At 71.4% G+C, this 21,765-nt stretch carries 21 protein-coding genes; 11 read left to right on the top strand and 10 right to left on the bottom strand.

What is annotated here, in order from left to right:
- Positions 1 to 113: 113 nt before the first annotated feature.
- On the bottom strand, positions 114 to 1,202 hold the full coding sequence (gene ychF / locus ACFV9J_RS22800) for a redox-regulated ATPase YchF (RefSeq protein ID WP_385356690.1): 1,089 nt from the start codon (positions 1,200 to 1,202) through the stop codon (positions 114 to 116).
- 195 nt (positions 1,203 to 1,397) lie between these two features.
- Here ychF and ACFV9J_RS22805 point away from each other — a divergent pair, with 195 nt between their 5' ends.
- Positions 1,398 to 2,015, top strand: a complete 618-nt coding sequence (locus tag ACFV9J_RS22805; RefSeq protein ID WP_385356691.1) for a DUF6542 domain-containing protein — start codon at positions 1,398 to 1,400, stop codon at positions 2,013 to 2,015.
- Positions 2,016 to 2,025: 10 nt separating this feature from the next.
- Here the strand turns inward: ACFV9J_RS22805 and ppgK are convergent, their stop codons facing one another.
- Together ppgK and ACFV9J_RS22815 are read right to left on the bottom strand one after the other, a co-directional pair.
- Positions 2,026 to 2,766, bottom strand: coding sequence for a polyphosphate--glucose phosphotransferase (gene ppgK / locus ACFV9J_RS22810; RefSeq protein WP_385356693.1), 741 nt, complete (start codon positions 2,764 to 2,766; stop codon positions 2,026 to 2,028).
- Between the two features lie 57 nt (positions 2,767 to 2,823).
- The gene (locus ACFV9J_RS22815; protein WP_385356694.1) at positions 2,824 to 3,840 is read right to left on the bottom strand and encodes a 4-hydroxy-3-methylbut-2-enyl diphosphate reductase; all 1,017 of its coding nucleotides are present in this window, start codon (positions 3,838 to 3,840) and stop codon (positions 2,824 to 2,826) included.
- A 140-nt stretch (positions 3,841 to 3,980) separates the two neighbouring features.
- On the opposite strand from ACFV9J_RS22815, the gene ACFV9J_RS22820 reads away from it, so the two are divergent.
- From ACFV9J_RS22820 to ACFV9J_RS22830, 3 genes are all read left to right on the top strand, one after another.
- A complete protein-coding gene (locus ACFV9J_RS22820) occupies positions 3,981 to 5,363 on the top strand; it encodes an APC family permease (protein WP_385356695.1) in 1,383 nt (460 codons plus the stop codon).
- A 533-nt stretch (positions 5,364 to 5,896) separates the two neighbouring features.
- The gene (gene xseA / locus ACFV9J_RS22825; protein WP_385356696.1) at positions 5,897 to 7,105 is read left to right on the top strand and encodes an exodeoxyribonuclease VII large subunit; all 1,209 of its coding nucleotides are present in this window, start codon (positions 5,897 to 5,899) and stop codon (positions 7,103 to 7,105) included.
- A 9-nt stretch (positions 7,106 to 7,114) separates the two neighbouring features.
- Complete coding sequence (locus ACFV9J_RS22830) at positions 7,115 to 7,381, top strand: exodeoxyribonuclease VII small subunit (RefSeq protein WP_385356697.1); 267 nt, start codon at positions 7,115 to 7,117, stop codon at positions 7,379 to 7,381.
- Here ACFV9J_RS22830 and ACFV9J_RS22835 read toward each other — a convergent pair whose 3' ends face one another.
- The 3 genes from ACFV9J_RS22835 to ACFV9J_RS22845 all read right to left on the bottom strand — a co-directional run bounded on the left by ACFV9J_RS22835 (position 7,382) and on the right by ACFV9J_RS22845 (position 8,632).
- A complete protein-coding gene (locus tag ACFV9J_RS22835) occupies positions 7,382 to 7,576 on the bottom strand; it encodes a hypothetical protein (protein ID WP_385356698.1) in 195 nt (64 codons plus the stop codon).
- Between the two features lie 113 nt (positions 7,577 to 7,689).
- Positions 7,690 to 7,908: a DUF4287 domain-containing protein gene (locus ACFV9J_RS22840; protein WP_385356699.1), complete on the bottom strand. Its 219-nt coding sequence runs from the start codon at positions 7,906 to 7,908 to the stop codon at positions 7,690 to 7,692.
- Positions 7,909 to 8,035: 127 nt separating this feature from the next.
- Positions 8,036 to 8,632, bottom strand: a complete 597-nt coding sequence (locus ACFV9J_RS22845) for a polysaccharide deacetylase family protein (protein ID WP_385356701.1) — start codon at positions 8,630 to 8,632, stop codon at positions 8,036 to 8,038.
- 210 nt (positions 8,633 to 8,842) lie between these two features.
- On the opposite strand from ACFV9J_RS22845, the gene ACFV9J_RS22850 reads away from it, so the two are divergent.
- Complete coding sequence (locus ACFV9J_RS22850; protein WP_385356702.1) at positions 8,843 to 9,433, top strand: malonic semialdehyde reductase; 591 nt, start codon at positions 8,843 to 8,845, stop codon at positions 9,431 to 9,433.
- A 135-nt stretch (positions 9,434 to 9,568) separates the two neighbouring features.
- Here ACFV9J_RS22850 and ACFV9J_RS22855 read toward each other — a convergent pair whose 3' ends face one another.
- Positions 9,569 to 10,093: a DUF4245 domain-containing protein gene (locus tag ACFV9J_RS22855; RefSeq protein ID WP_385356863.1), complete on the bottom strand. Its 525-nt coding sequence runs from the start codon at positions 10,091 to 10,093 to the stop codon at positions 9,569 to 9,571.
- Between the two features lie 135 nt (positions 10,094 to 10,228).
- Between ACFV9J_RS22855 and glpX the strand changes: the two genes are divergently transcribed.
- Positions 10,229 to 11,260 carry a class II fructose-bisphosphatase gene (gene glpX, locus ACFV9J_RS22860; protein ID WP_385356703.1) on the top strand — a complete coding sequence of 344 codons (1,032 nt, stop codon included), beginning with the start codon at positions 10,229 to 10,231 and terminating at the stop codon, positions 11,258 to 11,260.
- Positions 11,261 to 11,455: 195 nt separating this feature from the next.
- Here glpX and ACFV9J_RS22865 read toward each other — a convergent pair whose 3' ends face one another.
- Both ACFV9J_RS22865 and ACFV9J_RS22870 read right to left on the bottom strand, forming a co-directional pair.
- A complete protein-coding gene (locus tag ACFV9J_RS22865; protein WP_003973931.1) occupies positions 11,456 to 11,833 on the bottom strand; it encodes a WhiB family transcriptional regulator in 378 nt (125 codons plus the stop codon).
- 105 nt (positions 11,834 to 11,938) lie between these two features.
- The gene (locus ACFV9J_RS22870) at positions 11,939 to 12,622 is read right to left on the bottom strand and encodes a DUF1707 domain-containing protein (RefSeq protein WP_385356705.1); all 684 of its coding nucleotides are present in this window, start codon (positions 12,620 to 12,622) and stop codon (positions 11,939 to 11,941) included.
- A gap of 201 nt (positions 12,623 to 12,823) precedes the next feature.
- Here ACFV9J_RS22870 and ACFV9J_RS22875 point away from each other — a divergent pair, with 201 nt between their 5' ends.
- From ACFV9J_RS22875 to ACFV9J_RS22895, 5 genes are all read left to right on the top strand, one after another.
- A complete protein-coding gene (locus ACFV9J_RS22875) occupies positions 12,824 to 14,491 on the top strand; it encodes a fumarate hydratase (protein WP_385356707.1) in 1,668 nt (555 codons plus the stop codon).
- A 188-nt stretch (positions 14,492 to 14,679) separates the two neighbouring features.
- Positions 14,680 to 16,140, top strand: coding sequence for a M28 family peptidase (locus ACFV9J_RS22880; protein ID WP_385356708.1), 1,461 nt, complete (start codon positions 14,680 to 14,682; stop codon positions 16,138 to 16,140).
- A gap of 127 nt (positions 16,141 to 16,267) precedes the next feature.
- Complete coding sequence (locus ACFV9J_RS22885; protein WP_385356709.1) at positions 16,268 to 17,653, top strand: class II fumarate hydratase; 1,386 nt, start codon at positions 16,268 to 16,270, stop codon at positions 17,651 to 17,653.
- An 88-nt stretch (positions 17,654 to 17,741) separates the two neighbouring features.
- Positions 17,742 to 18,452, top strand: coding sequence for a DUF402 domain-containing protein (locus ACFV9J_RS22890; protein WP_385356710.1), 711 nt, complete (start codon positions 17,742 to 17,744; stop codon positions 18,450 to 18,452).
- Between the two features lie 282 nt (positions 18,453 to 18,734).
- Complete coding sequence (locus ACFV9J_RS22895) at positions 18,735 to 20,948, top strand: SpoIIE family protein phosphatase (RefSeq protein ID WP_385356711.1); 2,214 nt, start codon at positions 18,735 to 18,737, stop codon at positions 20,946 to 20,948.
- A 103-nt stretch (positions 20,949 to 21,051) separates the two neighbouring features.
- Here ACFV9J_RS22895 and ACFV9J_RS22900 read toward each other — a convergent pair whose 3' ends face one another.
- Positions 21,052 to 21,471, bottom strand: coding sequence for a hypothetical protein (locus tag ACFV9J_RS22900; RefSeq protein WP_385356712.1), 420 nt, complete (start codon positions 21,469 to 21,471; stop codon positions 21,052 to 21,054).
- Positions 21,472 to 21,765 lie beyond the last annotated feature (294 nt).

Below are 21,765 nucleotides of genomic sequence, written 5' to 3' on the forward strand. Positions count from 1 at the left end.
AGCCCCCTCATCCCATCCCGGCACGGGAACGAACTAAGGGCCCGACCCCGAAGAGTCGGACCCTCCCTGACCTGCATGTTTGCCAGATCAGCGACGTGGTGATATGTCAGCCGCTACACGTTGAAGCGGAACTCCACCACATCCCCGTCCCGCATCACGTACTCCTTGCCCTCCATGCGGGCCTTGCCCTTCGCGCGGGCCTCGGTGACCGAGCCCGTCTCGACCAGGTCGTCGAAGGAGATGACCTCGGCCTTGATGAAGCCCTTCTGGAAGTCGGTGTGGATGACACCGGCGGCCTCGGGGGCGGTGGCGCCCTTCTTGATGGTCCAGGCGCGGGATTCCTTGGGGCCGGCCGTCAGGTAGGTCTGCAGGCCGAGGGTGCGGAAGCCGACGTGGGCGAGGGTGGCGAGGCCGGGCTCGTCCTGGCCGACGGACTGGAGGAGTTCGAGGGCCTCGTCCTCGTCCAGCTCGGCGAGGTCCGCCTCCAGCTTGGCGTTGAGGAAGATCGCCTCGGCGGGGGCGACCAGGTCGCGCTGCTGGTCCTTGAAGTCGTCGTCGGTCAGCTCGTCCTCGTCGACGTTGAAGACGTAGAGGAAGGGCTTCGTGGTGAGGAGGTGGAGGTCGTGGAGGAGTTCCGCGCGCTCGCTGCCCTGGAGGATGCCCTGGGAGAAGAGGGTGTCGCCCTTCTCCAGGATGTCCTTGGCCTCCTCGACCGCCTTGACCTTGGGAGCGATGTCCTTCTTGATGCGCGACTCCTTCTGGAGGCGCGGGAGGACCTTCTCGATGGTCTGGAGGTCGGCGAGGATCAGCTCGGTGTTGATCGTCTCGATGTCGTCCTTCGGCGAGACCTTGCCGTCGACGTGCACGACGTTCTCGTCCTTGAAGGCGCGGATGACCTGGCAGATCGCGTCGGACTCGCGGATGTTGGCCAGGAACTTGTTGCCCAGGCCCTCGCCCTCGCTCGCGCCGCGCACGATGCCCGCGATGTCGACGAAGTCGACCGTCGCCGGGAGGATCTTGTCGGAGGAGAAGATCTCGGCCAGCTTCGTCAGGCGGGGGTCGGGGACGCCCACCACGCCGACGTTGGGCTCGATCGTGGCGAACGGGTAGTTGGCCGCGAGCACGTCGTTCTTGGTCAGGGCGTTGAACAGGGTCGACTTGCCGACATTCGGCAGACCGACGATTCCGATCGTGAGCGACACGTTGCGACTTCCCGTACGTGAGATGCGGAGGGGCGGGATGGGATGGGATGGCATGGGCGGGCCAGGCAGGGGCCGATCCACCAGTCTACGGGGTGTGCCGCACCGGACCCGCGCGGAGTCGAACGCTTGGCCAAGACACGCCCGGCGGCGTGTCTGTCGGCCTATTCGGCACATAAACCGACCTAAGTTGGTCCAGTGGAGCAACACAGGACGCGACCTGCCCAGTACGGACCGCGACGAAGCGGGGCGCCGCTGCCCGCACAGGGGCGGGGCGGTGCCGCTGCCGCGCGGCCGCCGGTGGGCCGGGTGGCCGGGCGGCCGGTGGGACGGCCCGTGCAGCCGGCACGCCCACGACGCCCGGCTCCGGGGGCGGGTTCGCCGGTGGCCCGGGTCGTGCGTGCCCTGCGGAGGATGCCCAATCCGCGGCTGACCGGGCTCGGCAGCGGTCTGTTCTGCGCTGCCGTGATGACCCTGCTGGGCTTCCTCGACGAGCTGCTGTTCGGCGCGTCCCTCACCGCGTACGGGGTGCTGTTCGTGCCGGTGAGTCTGCTCACCGCGCTCTGGGTGCGCCGGGGCGACCTGCTGACCGCCCCGGTCGTCGTGCCGATCGCCTTCGCCGTGGGCCTGGTGCCCGTGGCGGAGAGCGGGGACGGCGGCCTCGGCGGACGGCTGATGGGGATCGTGACCGCGCTGGCCACCGAGGCGGGGTGGCTGTACGGCGGGACGCTGGTCGCCGGGTCGACCGTGATCGTCCGCCGGATCCGGCTGATGCGGCGACGGGCCGCCGCCGCCCGCAACCGGCCCCCCGCGTGAGCGCTCCCGCTCAGCCGGCCGCGTGCATCGCCGCGCCCACGATCCCCGCGTTGTTCTGCAGCTGGGCGGGGACGATCTCGGCCCGTACGCCCTTGATGTGGGGCAGGAACTTCTGGGACTTGCGGCTGACCCCGCCGCCGATGACGAAGAGCTCCGGCGAGAACAGCATCTCGACGTGCGCGAGGTACTTCTGGACGCGGTGGGCCCAGTGCTCCCAGGACATGTCGTGGTCGTCCTTGACCTTGCTGGAGGCGCGCTTCTCCGCGTCGTGACCGTCCAGCTCCAGGTGGCCCAGCTCGGTGTTGGGGACCAGGAGGCCGTCGGTGAACACCGCGCTGCCGATGCCGGTGCCGAAGGTGAGCAGGACCACCGTGCCCTTGCGGCCGCGGCCGGCTCCGAAGTGCATCTCCGCGACGCCCGCCGCGTCCGCGTCGTTGACGACCGTCACGTCGAGCCCGCCCAGCCGCTCGCCGAACAGCGCCCGCGCGTCGGTGTCGACCCAGCCCTTGTCGACGTTGGCCGCGGTGCGCACCGTCGCGCCGCCCGTCACCACGCCCGGGAAGGTGAGGCCGACCCGTCCGGTCCAGCCGAAGTGCTCGACGACCTGCTTGACCCCGTCGGCGACGCCGTCGGGGGTGGCCGGGTGCGGGGTCAGCACCTTGCAGCGCTCCTGGGCCAGGTCGCCCCTGTCGAGGTCCACAGGGGCACCCTTGATCCCGGATCCGCCGATGTCCACGCCGAAGATCTGCATGGCCCTACGTTACGACGGACCACTGACGGTCACCCGGGCGGTGGGCCCGGCCGCCGGTCAGGCCCCCGACGCCCCGGAGCCGCCCCGCTCCGCCACCAGGGACGCCGCCTCCTCGCGCAGGTCGCGGCGCAGTTCCTTGGGCAGCGAGAAGATGATCGACTCCTCGGCGGCCTTGACGATCTCCACGTCCTCGAAGCCGCGCCGCGACAGCCACTCCAGGACCTGCTCGACCAGCACGTCCGGAACGGAGGCGCCGGAGGTGACGCCGACCGTGGTGACGCCGTCCAGCCAGGTCTCGTCGATCTCGTCGGCGAAGTCCACCAGGTACGCCGCGCGGGAGCCGGCCTGCAGGGCGACCTCGACCAGGCGCTTGGAGTTGGAGGAGTTGCGGGAGCCGACGACGATCACCAGCTCGGCCTCGGCACCCATCTGCTTCACCGCGAGCTGGCGGTTCTGCGTGGCGTAGCAGATGTCGTCGCTCGGCGGGGAGATCAGCTGCGGGAACCTGTCCTTGAGCGCGTCGACGGTCTCCATGGTCTCGTCGACGGAGAGGGTGGTCTGGGAGAGCCAGACCACCTTCGAGGGGTCGCGGACCTCGACCTTCGCGGCGTCCTCGGGGCCGTCGACGAGCTGGATGTGGTCGGGGGCCTCGCCGGAGGTGCCGATGACCTCCTCGTGGCCCTCGTGGCCGATGAGCAGGATGTCGTAGTCGTCGTTCGCGAAGCGGACGGCTTCCTTGTGGACCTTGGTGACGAGCGGGCAGGTGGCGTCGATCGTGGCCAGCTTGCCGCGCTCGGCCTCCTCGTGGACGACGGGGGCCACGCCGTGCGCGGAGAACATCACGATGTTCCCCTCGGGGACCTCCTCCGTCCGCTCGACGAAGATCGCGCCCTTCTTCTCCAGGGTCTGGACGACGTACTTGTTGTGGACGATCTCGTGCCGGACGTACACCGGAGCCCCGTACTGCTCCAGGGCTTTCTCGACGGCGATCACGGCGCGGTCCACACCCGCGCAGTAGCCACGGGGGGCGGCGAGCAGGACACGGCGGCCAGGCGAAGCAGTCATGGCACCCATCGTAAGGCCGCGTTCGGCGGGTCAGAGATCGCGTGGGTGCGGCGTTGCCGGGGAGACTGGCGGGAACGTTCCGAAGCGGAAACCGAGGCGGAGCCCGAAGCGGAAGCCGGGGCGAGGACCGAGGCACTGGCGGAGGCACCATGGCGCAGAGCGGTACGACGGCCCCGGGGGCCGGTGGGGAACAGCGGCTGAGGCGCAGTCTGGGCTTCAGGGACCTGGTCGTCTACGGGCTGCTGTTCATCGCGCCCATGGCGCCGGTCGGCGTGTTCGGCACGCTGGACGCCAAGTCGCACGGTGCGGTCGCCCTCGTCTACCTGGTCGCCACGGTCGCGATGGCGTTCACCGCATTCAGCTACGCGCAGATGGTGCGGGTGGTCCCCCAGGCGGGCTCGGTGTTCGCCTACGCGCGCGCGGGGCTCGGCAACGGGGCCGGGTTCGTCGCCGGGTGGATGGCGATGCTGGACTACGTCCTCATCCCGGCGGTGGCGTACCTGTTCTCCGGCATCGCGATGGAGGCGCTGGTCCCGGAGGTGTCGCGGTGGGTGTGGACGGCGATCGCGGTGGTCGTCACGACGCTGCTGAACCTGTGGGGGGTGCGGATGGCGGCCCGGGTGGGCTTCCTGGTGCTCGTCATGGAGATCGTCGTACTCGTCGTCTTCGTGATCACGGCGATCGTGGTCCTGGCGCGGGACGGGGCCGAGCGCAACTGGCTGTCGCCGCTGTCGGGGGACGGCACGCAGGGGGCGTTCGCGCTGTCGGCGGTGGTCGGGGCGGTGTCGGTGGCGGTGCTGTCGTACCTGGGCTTCGACGCGATCGCCACGTTCGCCGAGGAGGTCACCGGCGGTTCGGCGAAGGTCGCGCGGGCGCTGCTGTTCTGCCTGGCGCTGGCGGGCGTGCTGTTCGTGGCGCAGACGTATCTGGTGGCGCTCCTCGAACCGGTGTCGTCGGCGCAGCTTGCGGCGGAGCCGGAGCGGCAGGGGGCGGCGTTCTACGACGCCGTGGACGCGTCGGTGGGCACGTGGCTGCACGATCTGGTGGCGGTGAGCAAGGCGATCGGCGCGGCGTTCGCGGCGCTGGCCGGGCAGGCGGCGGCCGGGCGGCTGCTGTTCGCGATGGGCCGGGACCGGCGGCTGCCTGGGGTGCTGTCGCGGACGGACGCCGGGGTGCCGCGCGTGGCGCTGCTGGTGTCGGCGGTGATCACCATGGCGGCGGCGGTGTGGGCGGCACGCCGGGACGACGGTCTCGACCACCTGGTCTCGGTGGTCGACGTGGGCGCGCTGACCGCGTTCACGCTGCTGCACGCGAGCGTGGTGGGCTGGTTCGTGGTGCGGCGCGGCGGGGGGACGGTCAGCTGGTGGCGGCACTTGGTGGTGCCGGTGCTGGGCGCGGCGATCACGGTCGCGGTGATCGTGGAGGCGTCGGGGACGGCCCAGGTGGTCGGCGCGATCTGGCTGGCGGTGGGTCTGGTGGTGCTGGCGGTGCAGTGGAGGGGGCGGCGGGACGCGGAGACGACGGGAGCGTGAGGCGGGGGCCGCGCGTGCACGCCGGCTCGGCGCGACTGGAAGGCCGGGCCCGCACGACACGGGCTCGACGCGGCGCACGGGCCGGGCCCGAAGGACCGACGGACGCGGAGACAGAGGCTCGGCGCGAGCCGAAAGGCCAGGGCCCCAGGCCCCACAGACACGGCGACACGAGCGCGGCGCGAGCTGAGAGGCCGGGCCCGAAGGACCCACAGACGCGGGTACACAAGCGCGGCGCGAGCCGAAGAACCAGGACCCCAGGCCCCACAGACACGGCGACACGAGCGCGGCACGGGCTGAGAGGCCGGGCCCGAAGGACCCACAGACGCGGGTACACAAGCGCGGCGCGAGCCGAAGAACCAGGACCCCAGGCCCCACAGACACGGCGACACGAGCGCGGCACGGGCTGAGAGGCCGGGGCCGCAGGAACAGCGGGCGTGGTGGCGGGCAGGGGGCGCTGGTGCGGTGGGTCGGCGGGTGCGGGGAACGGGCTCGCAGGTGCCGGATTGTCGGACCCGGCCGTTACGCTCGGGCGCATGGCTGCCAACTCGACCCCCGAAAGCCCGCTGCCCGTGGGCCAGGTGTCCCGGCTGATCGGGGGCTGGATCGACCGGCTCGGCGCGGTCTGGGTCGAGGGGCAGATCACGCAGTTGTCGCGGCGGCCGGGCGCCGGTGTGGTGTTCCTGACGCTGCGCGACCCGTCGTACGACATCTCCGTGAGCGTGACCTGCTACCGGCAGGTGTTCGACGCCGTGGCGGACGTGGTCGGCGAGGGCGCACGGGTGGTCGTGCACGCGAAGCCGGAGTGGTACGCGCCGCGGGGGCAGCTGTCGCTGCGGGCCGCCGAGATCAAGCCGGTGGGTGTCGGTGAGCTGCTCGCCCGTCTGGAGCAGCTGAAGAAGGCGCTCGCGCGCGAGGGGCTGTTCGCGGCGGAGCGGAAGAAGCCGCTGCCGTTCCTGCCGCAGCTGATCGGGCTGGTGTGCGGGCGGGCGTCCGCGGCCGAGCGGGACGTCCTGGAGAACGCCCGGCACCGCTGGCCCGCCGTCCGCTTCGAGGTGCGCAACGTCCCGGTGCAGGGCGTGCACGCGGTGCCGCAGGTGGTGCAGGCGGTGAAGGAGCTGGACGCGCGGGACGACGTGGACGTGATCGTCGTCGCGCGGGGCGGCGGCAGCGTGGAGGACCTGCTGCCGTTCTCCGACGAGCAGCTGGTGCGGGCGGTCGCCGCCTGTCGCACGCCGGTCGTCTCGGCGATCGGCCACGAGCCGGACAGCCCGCTGCTCGACCTGGTGGCCGACCTGCGCGCCTCCACGCCGACCGACGCCGCGAAGAAGGTCGTGCCGGACGTCGGCGAGGAGTACGAGCGGGTACGGCTGCTGCGGGACCGCGCCCGGCGGTGCGTGGCCGCGTTCGTCGACCGCGAGGAGCGCGGGCTCGGCCACGCGCTGGCCCGGCCGTCGATACAGGATCCGCACCGGATGATCGAGGAGCGGGCCGAGCAGGTGACGGCGCTGCTCGACCGGGGCCGCCGTTCGCTGCGGCACCACCTCGACCGGGCCGACTCCGAGCTGACGCACACGCACGCGCGCGTGGTGGCCCTCTCCCCCGCCGCCACCCTCCAGCGCGGGTACGCGGTGCTCCAGCGGGCCGACGGCCACGCGGTCCGCGACCCCGGCGAGGTGGAGCCCGGCGAGACCCTGCGGGCACGGGTGTCCGAGGGCGATTTCTCCGTACGAGTCGACGCATAGGGTGGGTGGATGACCAGCGAGGTGGAGCAGCCGACGGCGATGTCCGAGGCGCTCGGGTACGAGCAGGCACGGGACGAGCTGATCGAGGTCGTCCGGCGGCTGGAGGCCGGCGGTACGACGCTGGAGGAGTCCCTCGCCCTGTGGGAGCGGGGCGAGGAGCTGGCGAAGGTGTGCCGCCGCCGGCTGGACGGCGCGCGGGCCCGCCTGGACGCCGCGCTGGCCGAGGAGGAGGCGGGCACCGAGGACGCGCCCGCCGGGAGCGATGGCACGCCCTAGTCAGGCCGGCCGGGCGGCCACGGTGAAGATGCCGATGAGAGCGGCGGCGATGTCTTCGGCGGTGACGTCGGAGCGGAGGTCGTCCACCGCACGGCCGGCGTCGAGGATCGTGGTGATGGCCGTCGGCAGCTCGGTTCTGCACGGGACGGAGACGGTGCACGCCGCCAGGGAACTGGGCGTCCCAAGCGACCGCATCTGCAACATCGCCGGGCGACGGCGTACCGGCGGCGTACCGGCGGCCCGCGGCGCCCTGGAGGAGATCGCCCGCCTGGTCGCCGCGGGGCAAGGTCGTCATCGACCTCTGACCTCTAGCCTTCCTTCGCCGTGCCCTCGGCCAGGGTGTGTGCGACGAGGGCGTTGGCGTGCCCGTGGCCCAGGCCGTGCTCGGCCTTGAGCCAGGTGACGAGTTCCATGTGCTTGGTGAGCGGCGAGGACCGGATGAGGTCCTTCCACTCCGCGACCGGGCGGCCGTACTTCTTCTCGATGGACGGGAAGTACGAGGCCGGGCCCTTCACGGTGGCGGTCATGTCGATGCGCTCCCTGTGGACGAGGTGCGGGGTACGGGGTACGGGTCACGAGTGGTGATGTGCCTTTGAGACCGCGGCCGGCGCGGGAAATGATCGCCGGCCGCCTGTGATGCGCGTCACTCGACCTTCAGCGAGGTGAAGCGGGGCCACTGCCGCTCCGGCCCGTCGTTGCGCACGGGCGGCCGCACGCGGCCCGGCCGGCAGCGGACGCGCCGCGCCGTTGGTGAGCGTGGTAGGCGAAGAGCCGCAGGCGGGGCAGGGCGTGCCGCACGAGGTCGCGGACCGACCGGTCGAGGTCCGCCGCGACCCGGCACCGGCACTCGTCGGAGGTCTCCACGCGCCCTTCGTCCGCGAGCCACAGCCGGTTGGTGAGCACCGACCGCTCGTGTCCGGCGGCGTCCACCGCCGCTCGTTCGTGGCTGAGGTGGGTGTGGGCCTGGAAGTCCCAGCGCCCCGGCCGCGCCATCCGTTCCACCTCGGGCCAGGAGAGGCAGTACGGCCGGTGGGTGCCCACCTGCCCGGTGATCAGATAGGCGGCCGCCTTCATTTCGTACCTGGCCAGGACCGGGTCGGCGTGCGTCCACAGTCCGAGCGTGCCGTCGTCGAAGGCGAGGTGGACGGTGCGCGGTCCCGGGGTGCGGCCGGTGCGCAGGAAGTCGGTCCGGTAGCCGGCGTCGCGCAGGGCGCACAGCTGGGCGTCGAAGTGCTCCGAGGGATACGTCAAGATGCGAATTGTCCGACTTGAATTTCGCCCTTCGTCATATAGGCGCACCGCACACGACGGGACCCCTTCACTCAGGCGGGCATGTGAAGCGGATCACCGCAATCCGCTTTTGGTTGAAGCTTGAACTTCTTTGGCGTAGTGTCGTCCGCGTCAACGGCCCCCGGTCCCCACACCGCGCGGAGCCGACGCACCCCCGGAGAAAGATCACGCATGTCTCTCGTTCTTGACCCCGCCGCCCAGGACCTGCTGTTCCGCGAGGCCCGCACGGCGAACACCTTCACCGACGAGCCGGTGACCGACGAGCAGGTGCAGGCGATCTACGACCTGGTCAAGTACGGCCCGACCGCCTTCAACCAGTCGCCGCTGCGCATCACGCTGGTCCGCTCCCCCGAGGCCCGCGAGCGCCTGGTCGCCCACATGGCCGAGGGCAACCGGCCCAAGACCGCCGCCGCCCCGCTGGTCGCGATCCTGTCCGCGGACAACGAGTTCCACGAGGAGCTGCCGGAGCTCTTCCCGCACTTCCCCGCCGCGAAGGACGCCTTCTTCAGCGAGCGTCCGGTCCGCGAGGGCGCGGCCACCCTGAACGCCGGCCTCCAGGCCGCGTACTTCATCGTCGGCGTCCGCGCCGCCGGTCTGGCCGCCGGACCGATGACCGGCCTCGACTTCGAGGGCGTGCGCAAGGAGTTCCTGGACGACGACCACACCCCGCTGATGGTCGTGAACATCGGCCGTCCGGGCCCGGACGCCTGGTTCCCGCGCTCGCCGCGGCTGGCCTACGACCAGGTCGTCACCACGGTCTGAGTCACGCGGCACCGCACATCACGACGAAGCCCCCGGCAGCTCGCCGGGGGCTTCGTCGTAGTGTGCGGGGCGCGGTGCGCGGTGTGCGGTCCAGGTCTTGCGCCCGGTGCCCGGTGGCCGGTGGCCGGTGGCCGGTCAGGCCAGCTTCAGGGCCGCCGCCATCTTGCCGAGCTGCTCGAACGACCCGGTGCCGGCCACGACCGTCGTCGCGCCCTTCATGTCGCCGGTGCCGTCCAGCACCAGCGCGTCGTACCGGCCGCCCGTGTACCGCGTCCAGGTCCGGCCGCCGATCTCCTCGGTCCGCTCGGTCACCTGTCCGCCCTGGCTGGCGTCGTGGATGAACGTGGACGGCTTCTTCGTGGACTGCTCGACCGCCACGTACTCGCCGTCCGGGGCCCGGAACCCCAGGTGCCAGGCGTCGGCGTCGTCACCGCGGAAGCGTACGGAGGTCGGCTTCCAGTCCTCGGACAGCCCCTCGGGCGCCGCCACCGGGTACGACGCGGCGCGCTGCGCGGTCAGCAACTCGACCCGGTAGTCGATCCGCTTGACGTCCGGTTCCCCGTCGTCGTGCGGGATGAAGATCCAGATCACGCCCGCCACGAGGACGATGACCCCGAGGGACAGAATCATGTCCCGGGCCGACTTCTGCTTGCCTTTCATACCTGCCACGCCCCCTATCGTCGCAGGTGCCCGCTCCGCTCATACGTGGGGTCCCCTGCTCATTTTGTCGGACTGACGATAGAGTCGTGGCCATACCCTCATCCGGCCGTCGTCGTATCAGAAAGGTGCGTTCCGATGACCGAGCATCATCTCCCGTCCGAGCTGGACGTCCCCTCGGAGGCCCCCGACCGCAACCTCGCCATGGAGCTCGTGCGGGTCACCGAGGCCGCGGCGATGGCCGCGGGCCGCTGGGTCGGGCGCGGTGACAAGAACGGCGCCGACGGTGCCGCGGTACGCGCCATGCGGACCCTCGTCCACACCGTCTCGATGAACGGCGTCGTCGTCATCGGCGAGGGCGAGAAGGACGAGGCCCCGATGCTCTTCAACGGGGAGCGGGTCGGTGACGGCACCGGGGCCGAGGTCGACATCGCCGTCGACCCGATCGACGGCACCACGCTGACCGCCAACGGCATGACCAACGCGATCGCGGTGCTGGCCGCGGCCGAGCGCGGCTCCATGTTCGACCCGTCCGCGGTCTTCTACATGGACAAGCTGGTCACGGGCCCCGAGGCCGCCGACTTCGTCGACATCAACGCGCCCGTCGCCGTGAACATCCGCCGGATCGCCAAGGCCAAGCGGCGCACGCCCGAGGACGTCACCGTCGTCATCCTCGACCGGCCGCGGCACAAGGGCCTGATCAAGGAGGTCCGGGAGACCGGCGCCCGGATCAAGCTGATCTCCGACGGCGACGTGGCCGGCTCCATCCTGGCCCTGCGCGAGGGCACCGGCATCGACCTGCTGCTCGGCATCGGCGGCACGCCGGAGGGCATCATCTCGGCCTGCGCCGTGAAGTGCCTGGGCGGCACCATCCAGGGCAAGCTGTGGCCCAAGGACGACGAGGAGCGCCGGCGCGCGGTCGACGCCGGGCACGACCTGGACCGGGTGCTGACCACCGACGACCTGGTCTCCGGGGACAACGTCTTCTTCGTCGCGACCGGCATCACCGACGGCGAGCTGCTGCGCGGGGTGCGGTACCGCTCGGAGACGGCGACGACCGACTCGATCGTGATGCGGTCCAAGTCGGGGACGGTGCGGCGGATCGACTCCGAGCACCGGCTGAGCAAGCTGCGGGCGTACAGCGCGGTGGATTTCGACCGGGCGAAGTGACTCCGTCGGATTCGCTGGGCGCCCAGTGAGTTGGGGGTGCCCGTTGTGTGGCGACTGCGGCGCCGTCGTGGCTGGTCGCGCCCGCGCGGCGGAGCCGCAGATCGGACACCGCCCCGCGCCCCTGGTCGGCGGCGGCCCCCGGCGTCGAAAGGGCGCCCTCTGTGCGGAGAGGGTGCCCTTTCGGGTGTCTGGGTTCTAGCCGGCCGCCGCTATGCGGCCCGTCGTGCGGGCGGCGTTCTTGAGTTCCACGTCGCGGCGGCGGCGCCGAGCCAGGACCACGCGGCGTTCGGCGGCGGTGAGGCCGCCCCAGACGCCGTAGGGCTCGGGCTGCAGGAGGGCGTGCTCGCGGCACTCGACCATGACCGGACAGCGCGCGCAGACGCGCTTGGCGGCCTCTTCGCGGGAGAGCCGGGCGGCGGTCGGTTCCTTGGAGGGGGCGAAGAACAGTCCGGCCTCGTCGCGCCGGCACACCGCCTCGGTGTGCCAGGGAGCGTCTTGGTCCCTGTCCCGCACGGGCACCCGCTGGGCCGGAACGGCAGCTACCTGCAGGGACGAATGCGGCGGTTGCAGCACGGGTCTACTCCTGACGACGGCTTCGCTAGCGAGAGACGATGCGTCAAGGCTTACCCGTTGTACGCGCGCCTATGCACTGGGTTCCCGACCGCTGCCGGTGCTGCCCTACACGTGCTTGCGCAAACCCTTCTCGACGCGCCGGTGCACCCGGTCGAGGATGTCGGCGACGACCTTGCCGCGCTTGGGGCGGGCCTCCACGCTGCCCAGTACGGCCCAGCCGTCTATGTAGATGACGGGGGCTTCGGCCTCGCTGGAGTCGAGGGTGTGGACCTCGAAGCTGCCGAGCACGCTGCCGCCCGCGCCGCGCACCAACACGTTCTCCGGGACGCGCACCTCGACGCTGCCGAAGACGGAGAACGCCTTGATGACGACCTGCTGGTACTCGAAGACCGCCTCGCTGAGGTCGATCTCGACGCTGCCGAAGACCGCGTAGGCGTGGATGCGGCGGTTCGCCCGCCAGCGGCCCTTGCGGACGGCGCTGCTGAAGACCGCCACCACGTTCTCGTCGGGCTCCGCCGGGATGGCGCCGGCGGTGGGGCGGTGGGGAGCCGGGGCGGTGGTCTCCGGTCCCCGATGGGCGGCGGGCAGGTCGCGCACGAAGACGTCCAGCTCGCCCACGGTCTTGGCGGCCAGCACGCCCTCGACGCGCTCGGCGTGCTCGTCGGCGGTGAGCCGTCCCTCGGCGAGGGCCTCGCGCAGCATGTCGGCGACGCGGTCGCGGTCGGCGTCCGAGGCGCGCAGCTCGGAGGTGCGCGGGGCGGCGGCTGGGGCGTGCTTCTGAAGGTCCACGGCAGTAGCGTACCGAAACGCGATAGATCGCGACTAGCCCTGTGGACAACCTTGTCGCGGACCGGTCCCGGATCCACTGAGCCTTACCTCACAAGCTCGGCGCCGTCGGCAGGTTTTACGCTGGTTGGCGCTGCCAATGGAGGCCAGCCGTCGTTGCTGAGGAATCCAGCCGCGCGTGATGTCGAGTGAGGAATGGGCGAGATGCCTGAGTTCGCGTACACCGATCTGCTCCCCCAGGGCGAGGACACCACTCCGTACCGGCTGGTGACCGCCGAGGGTGTCGCTACGTTCGAGGCCGACGGGCGGACGTTCCTCAAGGTGGAGCCCGAGGCGCTGCGCAAGCTGGCCGAGGAGGCCGTTCACGACATCCAGCACTACCTGCGCCCGGCCCACCTGGCGCAGCTGCGCCGCATCATCGACGACCCGGAGGCGTCCGGCAACGACAAGTTCGTCGCCCTGGACCTGCTGAAGAACGCCAACATCGCGGCGGCGGGCGTGCTGCCCATGTGCCAGGACACCGGCACGGCGATCATCATGGGCAAGCGCGGCCAGAACGTGCTCACGGCGGGCGGCGACGAGGAGGCCCTGAGCCGGGGCATCTACGACGCGTACAAGAACCTGAACCTGCGCTACTCCCAGATGGCCCCGCTGACCATGTGGGAGGAGAAGAACACCGGCTCCAACCTCCCGGCCCAGATCGAGCTGTACGCGACCGACGGCGGCGCCTACAAGTTCCTCTTCATGGCGAAGGGCGGCGGCTCGGCCAACAAGTCGTTCCTCTACCAGGAGACGAAGGCCGTCCTGAACGAGTCCTCCATGATGAAGTTCCTGGAGGAGAAGATCCGCTCGCTCGGCACGGCCGCCTGCCCGCCGTACCACCTGGCGATCGTGGTCGGCGGCACGTCGGCCGAGTACGCGCTGAAGACCGCGAAGTACGCCTCCGCCCACTACCTGGACGAGATCCCGGCCGAGGGCTCGGCGCTCGGGCACGGCTTCCGGGACAAGGAGCTGGAGGAGAAGGTCTTCGAGCTGACGCAGAAGATCGGCATCGGCGCGCAGTTCGGCGGCAAGTACTTCTGCCACGACGTGCGCGTGGTGCGGCTGCCCCGGCACGGGGCGTCCTGCCCGGTCGCCATCGCGGTGTCCTGCTCCGCCGACCGGCAGGCGGTCGCGAAGATCACCGCCGAGGGCGTCTTCCTGGAGCAGCTGGAGACCGACCCGGCCCGGTTCCTGCCGGAGACGACGGACGAGCAGCTCGACTCCGAGGGCGACGTCGTCAAGGTCGACCTCAACCAGCCCATGGACGACATCCTCGCCGAGCTGACCAGGCACCCGGTCAAGACCCGTCTCTCGCTGACCGGTCCGCTGGTGGTGGCCCGCGACATCGCGCACGCCAAGATCAAGGAGCGGCTGGACGCGGGCGAGGAGATGCCGCAGTACCTGAAGGACCACCCGGTGTACTACGCGGGCCCCGCGAAGACGCCCGAGGGCTACGCCTCCGGGTCCTTCGGGCCGACCACCGCCGGGCGCATGGACTCCTACGTCGAGCAGTTCCAGGCGGCGGGCGGCTCCAAGGTGATGCTGGCCAAGGGCAACCGGAGCAAGCAGGTCACCGACGCGTGCGACGCGCACGGCGGCTTCTACCTGGGCTCGATCGGCGGGCCCGCGGCGCGGCTCGCGCAGGACTGCATCAAGAAGGTCGAGGTCGTCGAGTACGAGGAGCTCGGCATGGAGGCGGTCTGGAAGATCGAGGTCGAGGACTTCCCGGCGTTCATCGTGGTGGACGACAAGGGCAACGACTTCTTCCAGGACCCGGCGCCCGCGCCGACGTTCACGACGATTCCGGTACGGGGGCCGGGGCTGGCGTAACCGCCTCGCTCCTCGGCTCAGCAGCAGGCCGGTCCGGCTCCGTCCGGGCCGGCCTTTCGCCTCTCCCCTCCTGTCCGGATAACGAACACACGGTTCTTCTTTCGGACAACCTGCTCTCCCGGGCGTCCGTTCCATTGACTGCCCCGGCTCCCCCTGTGAGTCTTTCGCCGCTCCGACATGTACACGCCATGCGTACATGCCATGCGTGGCCACCCCTCAGCCACTTCTGGAGGACCAAGGTGAAACGAAGATTCGCCGTGGCGAGCCTGTCCCTCGCCGTCGTGCTCGGCCTCGGCACACTCCCCGCCGTCGCCGCCGGCACCGCGCCCACCGCCCAGTCGCCCGACGTCGACGTGACGAAGGTGAAGGCGCACCTGACCGAACTGCACTCCATAGCCGGACGCAACGGCGGCACCCGCCGCTCGACCGGCCAGGGATACCGCGACTCCGTCGCCTACGTGAAGGGCAAGCTGCAGGCGGCCGGTTACACCGTCACCGAGCAGCCGTGCACCTCCGGTTGCAGCAGCGGCGCCGGTCCCAACCTGATCGCCGAGTGGCCGCACGGCGACGCGAACGATGTGTACATGTTCGGCGCCCACCTCGACAGCGTCTCGGCGGGGCCCGGCATGAACGACAACGGCTCGGGCTCGGCCGCCCTCCTGGAGAACGCCCTGACCCTGGCGCGGCAGAACCCGACGATGAAGGGCCGGGTCCGCTTCGCCTGGTGGACCGACGAGGAACAGGGCCTCAACGGCTCCGACTTCTACGTCCGCTCGCTCTCCTCGGCGCAGCGCTCCGCGATCACGGCGTACTACAACTTCGACATGATCGCCTCCACCAACGGCGGCTACTTCATCAACCACGTCACCTCGGCAGCCGCCGCGCCGATGAAGGCCTACTGGGACTCGCTGGGCCTGCGGCCCGAGGAGAACACCGAGGGCGCCGGGCGCAGCGACGACTACTCCTTCGAGCAGTACGGCATCCCGACCTCGGGCTACGCGATGGGCGCCAGTGCCCGCAAGACCTCCGCGCAGGCCGCCAAGTGGGGCGGCACCGCCGGGTCCTCGTACGACCCGTGCTACCACCGGTCGTGCGACAACCTCGACAACATCAACACCACCGGCCTGGACCGCGCGGCGGACGGCATCGCCTACACCATCTGGCAGCGTGCCGTGGGCACCGGCGACGACGGTGGCGACGACGGGTGCGACACCGCTCCCGTCGTCAACGGCGGCTTCGAGAGCGGCAGCTCGCCGTGGACCGGGGACACCGGCACCATCGGCGCCCACTCGGGCCAGTCGGCGCACACCGGGACCCGCTTCGCGTGGCTCGCCGGTTACGGTTCCACGCACACCGAGTCGGTCGGCCAGACGCTGACCGTGCCGGCCGGATGCACCCGGCTGACGTACTGGCTGCACATCGACACCGACGAGTCGGGCGCGACGGCGTACGACACCTTCAAGGTGAAGGCCGACGGCACCACGCTCGCCACCCTGTCCAACGTGGACGCACAGAGCGGCTATGTGCAGCGCACGGTCGATCTCGGCGCCCACGCCGGCCGGCAGGTGGCCCTGAGCTTCACCGGCAGCGAGGACGGCAGCCTGCAGACCAGCTTCGTCCTGGACGACGTGAGCCTGCGGGAAGGCTGACCCATCGGGTTACCCGTCGGGTTACCCGTCGGGTTACCCGTCGGGCGGGTGCCGGAGCACGGCGTGAGACGGCACCCGTTCGGCCCGGCCCCGGAACATCCGCGTCGCCCCGCACGCTGTACCCGGTATGAGCGAATACCGCATCGAGCACGACTCCATGGGCGAGGTCCGCGTCCCCGCGGACGCCAAGTGGCGCGCCCAGACGCAGCGCGCCGTCGAGAACTTCCCCGTCTCCGGGCAGCGCATCGAGCGCGCGCACATCGAGGCGCTCGCGCGGATCAAGGGCGCGGCGGCCAAGGTCAACGCCGAACTGGGAGTGCTCGACGGGGACCTCGCCCGAGCCATCCAGGAGGCGGCCGGCGAGGTGGCCGAGGGCAAGTGGGACGAGCACTTCCCCGTCGACGTGTTCCAGACCGGGTCCGGGACCTCGTCCAACATGAACACCAACGAGGTCGTCGCCACCCTGGCGAGTGAACGGCTCGGCCGCGACGTGCATCCCAACGACCACGTCAACGCCTCCCAGTCGTCCAACGACGTCTTCCCGTCCTCGATCCACATCGCCGCCACCGCCGCCGTCACCCGCGACCTGGTCCCGGCCCTCGACCATCTCGCCGGCGCCCTGGAGCGCAAGGCGGCGGAGTTCGCCGACGTGGTGAAGTCCGGGCGTACGCACCTCATGGACGCCACGCCCGTCACCCTGGGGCAGGAGTTCGGCGGCTACGCGGCCCAGGTGCGGTACGGCATCGAGCGGCTCCAGGCGTCGCTCCCCCGGCTCGCCGAGCTGCCGCTGGGCGGCACCGCGGTCGGCACCGGAATCAACACCCCGCCCGGCTTCTCCGCCGCCGTCATCGAGGAGGTGGCCCGCGCGACGGGGCTGCCGCTGACCGAGGCGCGCGACCACTTCGAGGCGCAGGGCGCCCGGGACGGCATCGTCGAGACCAGCGGGCAGCTGCGGACCATCGGCGTCGGACTGACGAAGATCGCCAACGACCTGCGTTGGATGGCGTCCGGGCCGCGCACCGGGCTCGCGGAGATCTCGCTGCCCGACCTCCAGCCCGGGTCGTCCATCATGCCCGGCAAGGTCAACCCGGTGATCCCCGAGGCGGTCCTCATGGTCGCCGCCCAGGTCACGGGCAACGACGCGACGGTCGCCGCGGCGGGCGCGGCGGGCAACTTCGAGCTGAACGTGATGCTGCCGGTCATCGCCAAGAACGTGCTGGAGTCGGTGCGGCTGCTCGCCAACGTCTCCCGGCTGCTCGCCGACCGCACCGTGGACGGGATCGTGGCGCACCCCGAGCGGGCCCGCGAGTACGCCGAGTCCTCGCCCTCCGTGGTCACGCCGCTCAACAAGTACATCGGGTACGAGGAGGCCGCCAAGGTCGCCAAGAGGGCGCTGGCCGAGCGGAAGACGATCCGTCAGACCGTGCTGGAGGGCGGGTACGTGGAACGCGGCGACCTCACGAAGGAGCAGCTGGACGAGGCCCTGGACGTGCTGCGGATGACCCGCCCGTGAGGGAGGTGGGCGATCGCGGGGGCGTACGCCGGCGCACGCTCTCGCGATCTTCGGCGCGTCGATTGGCCATGGCACCTAATATCTCTCCATGACAGACGGAGAAGCGGTGAGCGCGGCGCCGGGGCCGGGAGCGCAGGGCCCGCCGGGCCCGGTGGAACACTGGGCGCCCGGCAGCCACATCCTGTGGCGGTACCGGGAGAACGGCGGCCCGTACGTCCACATCGCGCGCCCCGTCACCGTCGTACGGGACGACGCCGACCTGCTCGCCGTGTGGCTGGCGCCCGGCACCGAGTGTGTGAAGCCGGTCCTGGCCGACGGCACGCCCGTGCACCTGGAACCGCTGGCCACGCGCTACACCAAGCCGCGCGCCGTGCAGCGCGACCGGTGGTTCGGCACGGGGGTGCTGAAGCTGGCGCGGCCCGGCGAGGCCTGGTCGGTGTGGCTGTTCTGGGACCCGGGCTGGCGCTTCAAGAACTGGTACGTGAACCTGGAGCGGCCGCTGACCCGTTGGGAGGGCGGGGTCGACTCCGAGGACCATTTCCTGGACATCTCCGTCCACCCGGACCGCACCTGGCACTGGCGCGACGAGGACGAGTTCGCGCAGGCCCTGCGGGACGGCCTGATGGACCCCGCGTCGGCCGGGCGGGTGCGCCGGGCGGGGCGGTCGGCGGTGGCGGAGATCCGCGCCTGGGGGTCACCGTTCGCCGACGGCTGGGAGCACTGGCGGCCCGATCCGGCGTGGCCGGTACCGTCGCTGCCGGGCGACTGGGATCGCACGCCCGCGCACGTCTCCTCATGAGACCCTTGATGTGCCCCCCAGCAAGAAACGTAGGATCGTCCTCCGCAATGAGCGCGGCAGCGGCAACCGGCGGAGCGTGCGCTGTGCTTGACCGATCGTCACCGAGGGGCGGCAGGACGTGAGCGAGGGGTACGAGGGCAACACGCAGACGGGCCGCGGACGGCCCGCCGGTGACACAGGAACAGCCTCTGACCACGCGGGAACCCCGTTCCTTGGGCACGGATTGCGGGTATCGGGATTTCTGCGGGACGAACTGCACGCGCCGCGCGCAGTCCCGGACGGATGGATTCGACACGCGTGACGGAGCACCCGACCTCCTTCGACCGCCCCTCGACGGGCGCCGACCCCACGGACCCCCGCGGGGCGCTCCTGCCTGCCCCCGTGCCGCCGCGCGCCTCCGGGTCCGCGTTACCGGCCCAGGGGCGCACCGGGGAGACGCCGCCCACCGCGGGCGCGGACTCCCCGGGGGCCTTCGAGCACTCCCAGCCGGGCGCCGGGCAGGCGGCGGAGCCCGACACACACCGCCCGCGGCCCGGGTCCGATGGCGTTCCGGTACAGCCGGACGGCGGACAACCGAGCGGCGCGCGGCCCGGCGGTGTGCCGGCCGGCACGGCGCCCGGTGCCGCGCCGCCGGACGGCGTGCCCTCGGACGGCGTGCCCGGCGGCGAGCAGGCCGCTCCGGTGCGGCCGGGGTCCGAGGTGCCGGCCGGCGCCACGGACCGCGGCGGCGCCCCGGCGGAGCCGGACCGGCGTACCGGGCAGCCCACCGCGCCCGGACAGCCCACGCCGATGCGGCGGGACGGGGACCGGCTGCGCTTCGTGGGCGCCGCGACCCGGCGGATCGCCCGGGGCATGGACCTGGACGAGATCGTGATGGGGCTGTGCCGGGCCACCGTGCCCACCTTCGCGGACGCCATCCTCGTCTATCTGCGCGAGCCGCTGCCGGTCGGCGACGAGCGGCCCACCGGCCCGCTGGTGCTGCGGCTGCGGCGCACCGACCGCATACCGGCCGAGCGGGACACCGAGGGCGGCTTCGCACCCGCGGCCCAGCCGGAGCCCTCCGAGCTGGAGACGGTCGGCGCCGAGCTGTGCGAAGTACGGCCGGGCAGCGCGCTGGCCGAGGTGCTGCGCGGGGTGCGCCCGGTCTTCACGGACACCCCGGCCGCCCGCGCCGCGCTGCCCGAACTGCTGGGCGAGGAACGCGACTTCGCGCTGCCCGACGGCCGCAGGGCGATCCTCGCGCCGCTGCGCGGCCGACGCCGGGTGATCGGCGCCGCGCTGTTCCTGCGCGGCCCGGAGCGCATCCCCTTCGAGGCCGACGACCTGCTGGTGGCCGCCCAGCTCGCCACGCACAGCGCGCTGGGCATCGACAAGGCGGTGCTGTACGGGCGGGAGGCGTACATCGCCGACGAGCTGCAGCGCACGATGCTCCCGGAGAACCTGCCGCGCTGCACCGGCGTACGGCTGGCCTCCCGCTACCTCCCGGCCGCCGAGACCGCGCGGGTGGGCGGCGACTGGTACGACGCCATCCCGCTGCCGGGCAGCCGGGTCGCGCTGGTCGTCGGGGACGTGATGGGCCACTCCATGACGTCGGCGGCCATCATGGGCCAGCTGCGGACCACGGCGCAGACCCTGGCCGGGCTCGACCTGCCGCCGCAGGAGGTGCTCCACCACCTGGACGAGCAGGCGCAGCGACTGGGCACCGACCGGATGGCCACCTGCCTGTACGCGGTGTACGACCCGGTCTCGCACCGCATCACCGTCGCCAACGCCGGCCACCCGCCGCCCGTGCTGCTGCACCTGGGCGGCGAGGCCGAGGTGCTGCGGGTGCCGCCCGGTGCCCCGATCGGGGTGGGCGGCGTGGACTTCGAGGCCGTGGAGCTGGACGCCCCGGCCGGCGCGACCCTGCTGCTCTACACCGACGGGCTGGTCGAGTCCCGGCTGCGGGACGTGTGGACCGGCATAGAGCAGCTGCGGGAGCGCCTGGCGGCGACCGCGCAGCTGACCGGGCCGGACCATCCGCCGCCCCTGGAAGCCCTGTGCGACGAGGTGCTGGACATGCTCGGCCCGGGTGACCGGGACGACGACATCGCGCTGCTCGCCGCCCGCTTCGACGGCATCGCGCCCAGCGACGTGGCGTACTGGTTCCTGGAGCCCGAGGACGCCGCCCCCGGCAAGGCCCGGCGCCTCGCCCGGCGGACGCTCGCCCGCTGGGGCATGGAGGACCTCACGGACGCCGTGGAGCTGCTCGTCAGCGAGGTCGTGACCAACGCGGTGCGGTACGCCGCCAAGCCGGTCACCCTCCGGCTGCTGCGCACGGACGTGCTGCGCTGCGAGGTCGGCGACGACGTGCCGCAGCTGCCCCGGCTACGGCAGGCGCGGGCGACCGACGAGGGCGGTCGCGGGCTGTACCTGGTGAACCGGCTGGCCCGGCGCTGGGGCGCGACGCGGCTGAGCACCGGCAAGGTGGTGTGGTTCGAGCTGAACCGGGGGTGAGAGCCGCACCTCGGTCGCCCACCGGAGCCCAGGAGTTGGTAGGAGCGGGGAAAAGGGCCGGGCACGGAGCGAACCACTCGCTCCGTGCCCGGCCCCGTTCCACTCAGGCGGTGGTCTGGTTCCACGACGAGTCACACGTGTCCCACATGATTCCCCCGGTAGGAGTCCCTGACCATTCGGCGAGACATGCCTTCAGGCCCACGGGCTTGCCCTCAGGAATCTCCAGGTCGAGCTTTCGCGTCGTACCGTATCCGTTGCTGTTCCACCAGTAGTATCTGCCGCCACCCGGCCAATCGATGATGGCGACAACTGAGTGCCCGTCGGAAGAGATGTCCTTGATGGACAGGATTTCCCCGTACGCCTTGAACGAGGCCAGCCCGCCGAACGTGTCCTTCGGGGCCACACTCCAGTCCGCCCAGGCGTAACTGGCGGAGTCCTCACCGGCGTGGGCCGAGGTCGTCCCGCCGAAGGCCAGCATGACAGCGGCACCGCCCGTCAGACAGGCACGCACGAGCTTGCGCATAAGCACTTCTCCTTGTGAAACGAAATGAGCACGAAAGGCCGGGACGCGGAGCGTCGACGACGACGAATAGCCAAGTTCTGACTTTCCCGTGCACCGGCAGCCGACACCTTAAGCATCGATCCAAGGAATGATCAAGATGCGTCCCCTCAGTCGTGAAAGTCACCAGACCGATATGGTTTGACAATTGATGCCCAGTCAACGCGCGGACACCCAAGGGGCACTGATGGTTGTAAACGGATTGCGCGTCAATGGCAGCACCATTGCATCACGAACGGCTCCATAAACCCTCCCAGC

The sequence above is a fragment of the Streptomyces sp. NPDC059906 genome, assembly GCF_042730645.1.
In the GTDB taxonomy this organism is placed as follows: Bacteria; Actinomycetota; Actinomycetes; order Streptomycetales; family Streptomycetaceae; genus Streptomyces; species Streptomyces rubrogriseus.